The following is a 12,031-nucleotide window of genomic DNA, read 5'->3' on the forward strand; positions in this document are numbered from 1 at the left end:
TGGTTTGGTAGGATGCAGGAAACATATTGGTTTAGGGGAGCTGCACTGAGGCTCCCTATTTTTTGTCCCCTTTATTGTCTCAAAGCCCTGTACCGCATGACGTTGAGTACCCTTGTCACCCGTTAAGGAACCGCAGGTGGGATCGAGGACAAGATCGCCTGGATCTGTTGCCATCAGAATGCAGCGTTGAACTACACGCGGGTTTGTTTCTACGACATAGCGTTTTTCAGATGCGTCAAATCCCCATCGAACATCTGTCCAAAGATCTGAGACAGGAACAACGGGAAAATCATCTAGAAATCTGACATATGAAATACTTTTTTCCTTGGCAATAAGCGATCTGATTTTGCTAGTCGAAAGAATCCTACTTCATTTGTTTTCCACCCTCCTGTTCCAGGAGTGTAATGCAAGCCATGATATGGAAACCTAAATCTCGTCGTATCTCCACCAGATTGGCTAGTAGTGGGAGATGGTCGAAATCTTGGCAGATCATCCTTACCAAGCTTTTCTGCCTGATTTGATGTCAAGTATTCTCCAAATCCTTGCCAAAATGATTTATATTCTCCAGATGATGTCGAAGGATCATTTACATCTTTGATAATGTACTGATCTCGATATTTGGATTTCTCAAAGCTTTTGGCGTACCAAACAATAAAATCACATGTTGAAGGTAAACCGCTTGAAGTTTGTGAACTCGTTTTCCAAACAATGATTTTGGATAAAAAGTTGTCTTCTCCAAAAATTTCGTCTAATAGTGACTGAACACGATGAACATTCTCATCCCCAATCTGGACAAAAATCGAGCCACTATCCGTCAACAAATCCCTCGCTACCGTCAGCCGATCCCTGAGATAGGTCAAATACGAATGAATCCCATCCCGCCAGGTATCCCGAAAGGCTTTCACCTGCTCCGGTTCCCGCGTAATGTGATCCGTCTTGCCGTCCTTCACATCGCGGCTCGTGGTTGACCACTGAAAATTGGAGTTGAACTTAATCCCATAGGGCGGGTCGAGATAAATACACTGCACCTTGCCCCGCAGCCCTTCCCGCTCCGCCAGGCTCGCCATCACCTGCAAGCTGTCGCCCAAAATCATCCGGTTCGTCCAGTGGGCATCGTGCTGGTAAAACTCCGTACCCTTGGCATCCTCCGGGATGCCGTTGAAATCGGCAAACAGGTCAAGCTGGGCATCTTGCCGCGACTCCGTGCGCTGCATCAGGTCATCGATCAACACCTTCGGATGCACCTTCTCCTGGATGTAGAGCGGCGGCGCATTCACCACCAGATCGCTCCAGTCTTGCTCATCTTTGCCGCGCCACACCAGCTGCGGGTCGAGGTCGCGGTTGCGGCGCTCGTAGGCCACCCGCACCGGGCTTTGCTCATCCGCTGCCATCACCGACTGGTACTCCGCCGTGGGGATGTTTTTGCGGGTGGCGTCGCCGTGGTTGAGGGTTTTGACTTGCTTGGAGCTGGTGGATTTGGCAGGCATGGTGATGGTGAGGTGGGGAGATGGTGGGATGATGGGTAGTGGGATAGTGAGGGTTAAGAAAATGAAATATTGGCTTGCTTTTCGATGGCTTTGAGGGTGCCGATGGGAATGATTTTTTTGCTGTGAATGGGCACGATGGCGGTTCGTCGGGTTTCTGCGTTGAAGAGTTTGAGGTGTGAGCCCGTTTGGGAAACTTCAACAAATCCAGCGGCTTTGAGCTGTTTGATGACCTGCTTGGCTGTCAGGCGTGGTGTTTTGGGTGCCATAGCAATGCCTCTATAGCGCCAGTTCAACCACTTCTTTAGATGCGCTGCCGTCTAAAAACTCATCAGGAATCGGCTCTAGCATGAGCTGAATGGCGTCTTTGAGATTGGTAATGGCATCGTCTTTGGTATCACCAAAGGAAGAGACAAAGTTGAGTTCTGGACAGGTGGCTGAGTAGGCTTGGGACTCTTCATCCCATTCAATGACGGCTCGAATAATCATCGTTTGCTCCTTATACTGCGATCGACAATCGCTTAACTCATCACTCAACACTAAAAACTATTCACTAAAACCAGCTTCGTAGAGGTCAGCAAGGGAGATTGCAACACCGACTGATTGGAGTTTGAAGGTGGCGCTGAGGTCGTGATATTCGGTAAAGAGCCACTGGTTTTCGGCTTGTTTCACATACTGCTCGACGTGGGGTTTATCTTGGGCAATGAGCAGGTATTCCTGAACGGTGGAAATTGTGCGATACGCCTCGAACTTATCGCCGCGATCGCACAGCGTCTCCGAAGGAGAATCGTACTTCTCAGTAGAGTCAGACAGCACCTCCGCCAGCAAAATCGGGTTGATCACCGTGTCTCTGCGATCGGGCTTTAGTTCTGGTGGGCGCGGCGTCACCATGATGTCGGGGTAGGTATATTGATCGAGGTCTGGAATCCAGAGGCGCTGGTCGGTGACAAAGATGCTGTAGGGCTGTTTTCGCAAATCGGCTGTGAGCAAAAACACCAACATGCGGGTGATTTCATTGTGGGCAGGGGTGCCACCAGTCATCGGGATGATTTCTCCATGGCGATATTCGTGGCGCAGGTCAGACACCACTTCCAGAGCCAGGTACTCCTCAGCGGTGTAGGGTTTGGTTTGACTGGTGGTGAGTGTCATCGGGGGCGTAGGTGGGGTGACTGGTGGTTAATGACTAGTGTAGTGAGCGCTATTAGATGTGCTGCTAGTCCAGGATTTCCTTCAATACAGCTTCGTAGGTGTCGGCAGTAGCGTGGAGCCAGTCGGTGAGCCTTCAACGAGCGTACCAAGAGCGGGAATCGTCATCATGCCACCTCCGCTGCTGCTGGCTGGCGGATCGCGTCTGCCACTACCCGGTCAAATTCTGGCTGAATTTCAAACACAGCTCGAAACTCGGCAAAGTCCCAGCGGCCAAAGGTGCCCAGGTTGTTGACCCCTGGAATCCAGTAATTTCGCATGGTGCTTGCTTTCTCCTTGGCGTCTTCGCCGCGATAGCCCTTGATTTCTACCACCAGGTTCAGCCAATCGTCGGGGCCATGCCCATCATCCACCTGCACGATAAAGTCGGGCAGATACTTTCTTGGGGTCGAGCCGTAGAGGTAGGGCACCTCCAGGCCGAGGTTGTGATTTTTCGCATAGGCCCGTACCCGGGGATGGGCTTCGGCTACCCGACAAAACTCCCCTTCCCAGTCGCTGTCGAGCACCACCCAGTTGATGTGGCAGCGCCGGGCATCGGTGCGCCAGCGCGATTCCTTCGAGGTGTTGAAATTCACGTGGATGGTTGACCCCACCGGGTTATAAGCATCCAGAATGGCTTTAATCGGCTTGTTGCCAACGATCGCCTCGGTGATGCCCTTACGAATGCGCTCGCAGGCCATATCGGCAATCTCCTGGTAGATCACCTGGGCCGGGTAGGTGCCGCCAGTACAGCGTAAATAGCCTTTCATCCACTGGCGGGTGATGCGCTTGAGCTGCCCAAACAGATGCATCTTCGGTTCTTCGCCGGGGTCTCGATACTTGGTGTAGAGCAGGTGCTTGGTGAGGTGAAACAAGATCGTCGAATCACGCATTTTGTCCAGGTGCTCAATATCTAGATCGACCCCTTCGCCGATGATGCCCTCGTTGCGGGTAATCGACGGCCCGACCAGGTTTGGGTCTAGCTCCAGCCGCGAATCTTCGCCAAATTTGGCCTCCAGTCGGGTATCGGGCAGCTCTACCCGGTACCCCTGCACGCGGGGAAAGGTAACTTCTAGGGGATCGCGATCGGGGCTGATGGCCTTGACCTGAACCGTTTCACGCGGGATGGCAGGTTTAGCAATGACAGGTTTAGCCGTGAAATCGAAGGGAATGCCCAGCACGTCGGCATACTCGACATTGAACTTGCCCGCTTCATTCACCTCATAGGACTGCCGCCGCAGGGCCCGACCGATCACCTGTTCACACAGCAACTGGGTACCGAAGGCCCGCACGCCCAGTACGTGGGTGACGGTGTTGGCATCCCAACCTTCGGTCAGCATCGACACGGACACCACGCAGCGAATTGACTCGCCTAGCTTGCCAGCCTTGCCGACGGTGTTCATCACCTCCCGCAGGAGGTCCTGATCGGTAATTTTCTCAGCCGCGGCTGCTCCTTCTCGCTGGCCGATCTCATAGCGGAAGCGATCGATTTCATCGGAGGCTACATCTCGGAAATTTTTATCCAGGGCATCGCCCGACTCTAGCTGTTCACTGTCAATCAGCAGCGTTCGGGGTCGCGTCAGCCGCTCACCGTACTCATCGTAGTTGCGAAACAACTCTAGCCGTCCGGCGTGGTAAGTGGTTTTACCGTCCTCATCTTCCCGCTGGAATCCGCTAATAAAGTCGTAGACCAGTTTGGAGGTTGAGGTGTTGTTGCACACGACAATGAACACCGGCGGCACCTCGATGCCTTGCTCCTGCCAGAGGTCAAAGGTCTTGGTGTAGTGGCCATAGAGGGCCTCTAACGCGGTTTGTAGCTCTGCCGGTAGGCTCAGCGGATCGAGCCCTTTAGCTTTGCCCCGCCCTTTCTTGGGCATGCGCTTGCGAATGTGCTCCCACAGGTTGCGGAATTTCGGCATCTCGCCGCCGGGGATATTGTCTGCTACAGGGACCCGAGGCAGCTTCACAATACCGCACTCGATCGCATCCATCAGCGAAAAATCGCTCACCGTCCAGGGAAACAGCGTGCCCTCGGCATAGCCAGAGCCGCGTAAAAAGAACGGTGTGGCCGATAGGTCATAGACCTTCTGCACCCCCAGCTTGCGCTTCACGACCTCGATACCGGAAATCCACAGGCGTGCCGCTTCGTTGTTCTTCTTGGCTTCGTCCTTGTCGTCTCCGGTCAGGTCAGCCACGTCGTCACTATCGGGCTTCTCCCGGTAGCAGTGGTGGGCTTCGTCATTGAGTACCAGAACATTCTTCATGCCCATCAGATCTGGCATCACCCGCTGGAGCATCTGCCCTTCGGTCTCTAGGGTGTCTAGATCCGGTCCACGGCCCTGCACCAGTTTGCGCGTGCCGCTGGCCATCTGCACCCGCTCCCGCCGCTTAAAGGCGTGGTAGTTGGTAATGACGATCTTGGCCTTCTGGAGGTCGGGCAGCATGTCGGTGGGCACCAGCTCACGCTGGGCGTAGTAGCTCTCGGTGTCGTTGGGCTGGAGTACCCGCAGGCGATCGCGAATCGTAATCCCCGGAGCCACAATCAGAAAGCCTCGGGTAAATCGGCTGCTCTGGGGATGCCGCACCGCATTTACCGTTTGCCAGGCGATCAGCATCGCCATTACGGTGGTTTTGCCTGCCCCCGTAGCCAGTTTCAGGGCAATTCGAAATAATTCAGGGTTAGCGTCTGTGTTGACGCTGCCAATATGCTCTAGAAACGCTTTCTCTTTCTTTCCCCCCTGGGTAGCCACTTCTGCTAGCCAGATGGCTGTCTCTACGGCCTCCACCTGACAGAAAAAGGGCCGGATGGATTGAAAGTTGTGGTGTCGCCAGTGCTGGAGCAGTCGGGCCGTTTCTGGCGTCACCTTCCAGTCCGACGGATTCGACAACTGCCGCCAGGCGTTGACCTTCTCTCGCACGCTATTGATGAACAGCGACAGATCGTAGGTCTGTGAATCATCCGAAATGCCTTCCGTGTCGAAGAGGGCTAAGACCTGCTGTTCCCCATCATCCTGGCTTCTACGGCGTCTTCGGGGTTTAGGAATCGGAGTGATGAACTCGGTCTGGCGTCGAGACGCCATGATGCGGTTGGTCGGTTGCCCATCTGCGTCAAGTTCCCAGTGTTGACCTGGGTAGTCGTAGGGCGAGTTAAGGATTGGGGCTTCAAAAAAGCGGTCAGTCATAGTGCTAAGCCTAGTCTACGCACCCCCCTGTCTGACTAGCCAAAGAGGGGTGCATCCTGGAATTAAGAGTTCAGTCGCAGGGAACAGAGCGGGGCATACCCGCCTCGTCTCGGAAACCAGGAAAATGGCTTCGGAGCCAGGGCAGGGCTTTGCGTATAGCTTTTTTTAGCGCGATCGTCTAGCTCAAGGGCACTTTGCCCATACAGCTTATACGGGCTTAAAAATTAGATTTGATCAATATCTAGTTATATCTACTGAGACCAGGATGCCCATCGGGATGGGGAAATAGCGCTTCACATCTCTTGATTTTGTCGGAGATTGGAGGCTCTAGACAGCCTTCACGCTTCCTCGTCCAGTCACTGGTCCAAGTAACCCGCATCAAACATCACCCTGCACTGCGCAACGCTTGGGTGCTCATTGGGGTAAAATGTCCCTGGGCTCTACCCCATCTGTGGCTGAGTTTTTGCTGAAAATTGTATGAGCCAGCCAGCCCACCAGCAGGGGCAGCCACAGCAACAGTCGTTCGGCCAGGGTGAGTTGCCAGTCGGGCAGGCGCAGGGGCAGCACAAAGTAAACAAAGGCCGACAGGCTGACCAGCCGCACGCCCCAGTTTTGGCTGGGCACCGCAAAGGGCACCATCCAGGTGAAATACCAAAAATGAATGATGGGCGTCAGCATTAGCAGCCCCAGCCAGTAGCCCTCGGCAAAGTCGCCCAGAGATTTAGACCGCAGCATTAGGCCCAGCACCACCAGTCCCAGGGGGAGGGCATAGATCCAGTTGGTCTCCAGCGTCACTGGCCACAGCTGCCCCGCCAGGTAGGGGATGAATTCGGCGCTGCGCCCGTAGGAGACAAACACTGAGCTGGTGGGGATGAGCGGGCAGGTGCCCCCAGCACAAAAGGGCAGGGCCGCTAGGGCCATGGGTAAAAGCCCCAGCAGGGCGCAAACGAGCGATCGCAGCCACTGCCGCTGCTGCAGCGCCCGCCACACCAAAAAACAGACGATGGGTAGCGACACCCACTTCACCGCCACGCTGATGCCCACTAACCCCGCCACCCATAGCCAGGCGTGGGGCCGGGGCGGAGCCTCGGGCGATGGGTCATCCAGCAGCCAGGCCGCCACCAGGGGCAAAATAAACCAGCTGTCGTAGTGGGCACCCCCGGCAACGGAGTAGAGCACCAGCGGGTTCCAGGCGTAGAGGGTGGCGCGACGGTGGCCAAAGCGCTGGCTCAGCAGCCACACCACCACCAAGTCGGCGACCACAAAAGCGAGCTTAAAGGTGAGGGGGTGCAGGGCGACGGCGGCCAGCAGCCGAAACCCCATCTGGGTGATGGGGGGATAGATAGCCGATACGTCGATGTGGTTAATGGAGCCCCACCAGTCGGTGCGGTAGGGTTCCAGTTCTGGGGCGGTGGGGGCTAGGTGGTAGGGGCTAAAGCCCAGGTTTTGAATGTGCCCCTCCCATAGATAACGCCACAGGTCGCTGCCCGGTTCCATGGGCAGCAGCATTAGTCGAGTGGCCACCGTCGCCGCCCAAAACCAGAGGCCGCTCAGCGATCGCAGCCACCAGGAGAGGGCAAACCCCACCCCCATCACCGCCGCCGCCCACCAAAAGGCATGGAGCGCCGCTGGATCGGTGAAATTGCTGTGGGGGGCCATCAGCGCAGCCCCCAGTACCAGCAGCAGAGCACAGAGGGCTGGCAGTATAGGCCGAGAGGGCAAGGTTGTCGTAGGCATCATAGGGGCCGCGTAAGTTTTGTTTAGCCACGGTGTAAACCAGGAGATACTGGCTCGCTGGTCACGCTTTACGAAACCAGAGGCGGCGAGCATAAAGACGCCCCAGCGTGGTGAGAATGACCACCCCGGCCCGCAGACTGCCGCTCAGGGTGCCCGATATTTTAGACTGGCCTCCCTGGCGTGGGCGATAGGCCACCGGCAGTTCGCAGATGCGCAGATTGCACTCAATGGCCCGCACCTGCATTTCTACCGTCCAGCCAAAGCCGCGATCTTGCATCTGTATATGCTCCAAAGCCGATCGCCGCATCAGCCGCAGGGGGCCCAGGTCGCGGTAGCGATAGCCCCAGCCCAGCCAGATTAAAGCGGTAGCCAGGGTATTGCCAAAGTGCTGAACGGGGGTCAGGGCGGCCCGCCCAGTGGCCGTGGCGGCCCGGTTGCCCAGCACAAAATCGACCTGGGGGAGGTAAGTCAAAAAGTGGGATAGGTCGCTGACCTGATCGCTGCCGTCGCCATCGCAAAACAGCACCCAGCGAATGGCCTGGGGCATCTGCTGGAGGCCGCGCCAGCAGGCCTGACCATACCCCGCTCTGGGTTCGTAGATCACCTCGACCCCACAGTGGATAGCTACGGCGGCGCTGTCGTCGGTGCTGCCGTTGTCGATCACCCGAATGTGGCGCAACCCTAGGGCCTGCAAAGCCTGGATCACCCCAGCAAGGGTATCGGCTTCATTGCGCACCGGAATAATCACCAAAATCGAATCGAGGTTTGAAAACGCCTTACCCATGCCCGCAGCCGCCTAGTTGATGTAGGGCAAAGCTCACTAGCCCAGCCTGAGCCTAAATCACCTGGCTGAAAAGAAGATGAATGCCGATATCGCAGCCCTCTACTCCAGGCCGCTGCCAGGATGATGGTTAGTCTGTAGGTAGGCCCGATAGCCCTGGCGCGGCGTCCAGATAATGGCTCCGTCGCGTTCGGTGCAGAAGACTTGGATGCCCCGCTGCTGGAGTCGGGCTGCGGTATCGGGGTCGATGTCGCGGGCCGATGCGATCGCCACTTTTGGGCTAATCGCTGCGATCGCCGCGTCGCTCAAGGCTTCCCCATGCCACCACAGCACCTCGCTTTGCAGACCAGGGTGAGCCTGGAGCCAGGGTAGCTGGCGATCCAGTGAGAGTTGGGGCCATAGCAGCCAGCTGCGGCGACCCAGCAGCGTCAGCCGTAGCCCCCGTTCTCCCGATTGTAAGTACTGCACTTGCTGACGGTTGATCAACTGTACTTGACCCGGGCTGAGCAAATGGAACTGCCCTCCTGCAGGCACCGTCGTCAACGCCGAGCTAGCACCGTAGAAATGGCGAATGGGGCTCTTGTCAGCAATGGTGCGCCAGTTTTCACCGTCGCTGTCGTCGCCGTGGATGGCGCTGGTGATCCGGTTAACACCCGCCTGGCGCAAAAAAGGCACCACGGTGTAGAACGCCGTTCTGTCGGTGCCGCTGTTGATGAGAAGGGGCGATCGCCCGTCCTGCACCACCATCACCGCATCATTCCCGGCGGCCAGCACCGTCACCTGGCTCAGGGTTGCCCCCCGGTACAGCAGTGGCCCCAGGGCGATCAGCCCAATCAGCAGCGCTACTAGCCCCCGGCGCCGGGTCAGCCCCCAACCCCAAACGCAATAGAGGCCGTAGAGCCCAAACATCTGCCCGAGGGAAATGTGGCCCGTTGCCAGGGCGCTACCGGGCAGACCCACCTCCCACCGCACCAGAGCAATCAGCAGGTGAGTGGGTAATTCCAGCGGCCAGGCTACCAGCCCCCCCAGCCAGGGCCACACCGCCGCCACCAGACCGCTGACCATACCCCCCAGGCTGATCACCATCACCAGCGGAGTCGTCACCATATTCAGCAAAATGCTGTAGGTGGTGAGGGTGTTGAAGTAGTAGAGCGACAGAGGAATCGTCCACAGGTAGGCGGCCAGGGGTACCGCCGCCACTGTCGCCAGGGTGGTGGGCAACCACTCCAGCTTCTCGGTGATGGGTTTGACCGCCACCATCAACCCCAGGGTGGCCATAACGCTGAGGCGAAAGCCAACATCGTCAATCCAGCCTGGGTTTAGTAACAGCAGCAGCGTCACCGCCACTAGCAAACAGCCCAGGGGTTTGGTGGTGCGCTCCAGCGCAATTCCAGCTAATACCCCAAATCCCATCACCGTGGCCCGCATGACGCTGGGCTGACCGCCAGTAATCAGCATGTAGGTAACGAGGGTCAGGCTACCGGCGATAAACTTGGCCTGTGCCGGGTCGGGCATTCGCTTTTCGATCGCCCGTTGCCCCATCACGGCCAGCACCACTCCCAGCACCAGCGACACGTGGAACCCGCTGGCCGCCAAGGTGTGAGCCATACCCGCCTGCACAAAGGCATCTTGAATGTCGTAGGGCACATTTACCGCGCCCCGCCCCAGGGCCATGGCGCTTACCAGGGGGCCAGCGGGGATACCCAGTCGAGCCTCGTGGGCGCGGGCAATGCGCTGGCGCAACCGCCATAGCGCCCATCGGGGCGGCGACTGCCCTTTTTCGGCAATCATGGTTTCGCCGCTCAGCCCGGCAAAACAGCGCTGGCTGGCCAGGTAGGCGCGAAAGTCAAAGCCATTGGGGTTCTTGGGGCGCGATGGCTCGTAGAGCTTGCCCTGCACCTGCACCCGCTGCCCTGGAAACAGATCTTCAATTTGGTCGGCGGGCAGGGTGATGTAGAGCTTGCCCTGGGCGATACCTGGCGCGCCGAGCGGGTTTCCCTGGGCATCTAACTGCCGTACCTGGTTGGTGAGCAGCCAAACTTGTCCCTGGCCACTGCGGGTGAGGCGCGGCATGGCCTGCACGCGGCCCCAGACGATCTGCTGGGCTCCAGCGGTATCGCCTTGAGCCAGCAGGTGGCTGATATCCAGCGGGCCGGGGGTTGGGTAGCGCAGGCCGTAGTTGAGGGCGGCTAGCAATCCCAGCAATCCAGCCATCACCCACAGCGACGAACTGGGGCCTCGAGGCCAGCGCGCAGGCAGTACCCCGGCGGCGATTTCCCCCGCCGTTAGCGCCCCTAACCCAGCAATCGCCACCCCCGCCCAAAGGCCTAATCCCAGGTGGCGCACCAACAGACTGATTAACATTAGCCCCGCGCAGTACGCGCTGGCCCCCAGCGACCCCGCCATTGCACCCATAGCCTTGTCTCTTTGGCACCCTACGAATAGGTTTAAAGAGCCCGATTTGGGAGCGCAAATCACTGCGATCGCAGCAGTTTTGATCGGTATGTTGACATTCCGCGATTTTTAGTTGCCAACTGGCCAGAAATCAGTAGTATTAATCAGTGCTACATCCAGGGAGATGATAACCATGCCGCAATTGCCCTCTGGTCTATCTACCAGGCCTGAGACTTTTGCCCCGTCAGGTGAGTCGAGTCTGCGTCTGCAACGGGCGATCGAAAGCCTCAATCTCAACCTGGATGATGAACTGCGCCGCTATCGCCAGAGTCGTTTGGGGCAGAGTACTGCGCCTGCCACCCCGGCTCGGCTCCAGCTGCGGCAGCAGCGCAAGCCCCTAGATTTAATTGCCGTTCAGGCCGCTACCGCTGGCCCTGGTAACGCTGCCGCTGGCCCTGGTAAGACTGCCGCCAGCTCCGAGAGCTCTGCCGCCGTCGCTGGCAGCACGCCATCGCCCAGCCCTCGTCTACAAGAGGTTTTGGGGCAGGCGTCGGTGCCCAGCAGCCAGGCCTACCCGCCAACGACAGCGGTTAACCAGGTGCGTCTCAGTCACGGTGGCACGCTAACCACCTATCGGGCCGCCCCCGAAGAGTATTACGAAAGCACTGAAGCGCTGTTAAGCAGCTCGCCCAATGGGGCTCAGGCAACCCGTTCACGCCGCCGTCAAGAGTCCGAATACGACCCCTCGCCCCTGCGCCAGTTATTGACGCCCCTGGGGATGGGGGCGCTGCTCTTGCTGCTGGTTGGCAGTGCGGGTTTTGGCTACCTCGTCACCTCCCCCGAGACGGCCCAGTACATTACTGACAACCCCATCGCCCGGCGACTCAAGGGCGAGCCTACCGATACCGAAGCGGCTATTGCCCTAGGTGAGGCCAATGGCGTTGCCGAGACTGGATTTCAGCCCATGGGGCCAGACTTGTCAGAGAAAGAATTCATGTCCCTGGATTTGAATAGCATCAGCACGCTGCCGTCTGAGGAGCCCAGCTCAGCGGTGCAAGCTACTCCGGTGCAGCTTCAGCCCGAAGTAGGCGGTCGGCCAGGTCAACCAGGTAGTCCAGCTGCGACTGATGCGACCCGCTCAGCCTTGCTGCGAACCGAAATTGTCTCGGCTCCTGGCCGCTCGACGGCCGGTGCCAGCACTAGCGCTCGACCCACGACACCTACACCCCGGTCGACGCCCCCCTCGACAGCTGCGATCGCCCCCGCCG

General features: G+C 58.0%; 8 protein-coding genes and 1 pseudogene. 1 reads left to right on the forward strand and 8 read right to left on the reverse strand.

The genetic code is table 11. The features are described from left to right. The 8 genes and pseudogenes from IQ254_RS25650 to IQ254_RS25685 form a co-directional block, all read right to left on the reverse strand. A pseudogene (locus tag IQ254_RS25650) lies at positions 1 to 1,487 on the reverse strand (site-specific DNA-methyltransferase); the annotation flags it as partial. A gap of 53 nt (positions 1,488 to 1,540) precedes the next feature. After that, positions 1,541 to 1,753 carry a type II toxin-antitoxin system HicA family toxin gene (locus IQ254_RS25655; RefSeq protein WP_193968996.1) on the reverse strand — a complete coding sequence of 71 codons (213 nt, stop codon included), beginning with the start codon at positions 1,751 to 1,753 and terminating at the stop codon, positions 1,541 to 1,543. 10 nt (positions 1,754 to 1,763) lie between these two features. After that, positions 1,764 to 1,973 carry a type II toxin-antitoxin system HicB family antitoxin gene (locus IQ254_RS25660; protein WP_193968997.1) on the reverse strand — a complete coding sequence of 70 codons (210 nt, stop codon included), beginning with the start codon at positions 1,971 to 1,973 and terminating at the stop codon, positions 1,764 to 1,766. A gap of 57 nt (positions 1,974 to 2,030) precedes the next feature. Further along, positions 2,031 to 2,633, reverse strand: coding sequence for a Uma2 family endonuclease (locus tag IQ254_RS25665; protein WP_193968998.1), 603 nt, complete (start codon positions 2,631 to 2,633; stop codon positions 2,031 to 2,033). A gap of 164 nt (positions 2,634 to 2,797) precedes the next feature. Continuing rightward, the gene (locus IQ254_RS25670) at positions 2,798 to 5,851 is read right to left on the reverse strand and encodes a BPTD_3080 family restriction endonuclease (RefSeq protein ID WP_193968999.1); all 3,054 of its coding nucleotides are present in this window, start codon (positions 5,849 to 5,851) and stop codon (positions 2,798 to 2,800) included. A 414-nt stretch (positions 5,852 to 6,265) separates the two neighbouring features. Further along, positions 6,266 to 7,591 carry a hypothetical protein gene (locus IQ254_RS25675; protein ID WP_228041092.1) on the reverse strand — a complete coding sequence of 442 codons (1,326 nt, stop codon included), beginning with the start codon at positions 7,589 to 7,591 and terminating at the stop codon, positions 6,266 to 6,268. Positions 7,592 to 7,649: 58 nt separating this feature from the next. Beyond that, on the reverse strand, positions 7,650 to 8,372 hold the full coding sequence (locus tag IQ254_RS25680) for a glycosyltransferase family 2 protein (RefSeq protein ID WP_193969000.1): 723 nt from the start codon (positions 8,370 to 8,372) through the stop codon (positions 7,650 to 7,652). A gap of 99 nt (positions 8,373 to 8,471) precedes the next feature. Beyond that, positions 8,472 to 10,784 carry a ComEC/Rec2 family competence protein gene (locus tag IQ254_RS25685; RefSeq protein WP_193969001.1) on the reverse strand — a complete coding sequence of 771 codons (2,313 nt, stop codon included), beginning with the start codon at positions 10,782 to 10,784 and terminating at the stop codon, positions 8,472 to 8,474. A gap of 172 nt (positions 10,785 to 10,956) precedes the next feature. Here IQ254_RS25685 and IQ254_RS25690 point away from each other — a divergent pair. Then, on the forward strand, positions 10,957 to 12,031 hold a 1,075-nt coding region (locus tag IQ254_RS25690), incomplete at its 3' end, for a hypothetical protein (RefSeq protein WP_193969002.1).

This window comes from Nodosilinea sp. LEGE 07088, from assembly GCF_015207395.1.
Classification (GTDB): domain Bacteria; phylum Cyanobacteriota; class Cyanobacteriia; order Phormidesmidales; family Phormidesmidaceae; genus Nodosilinea.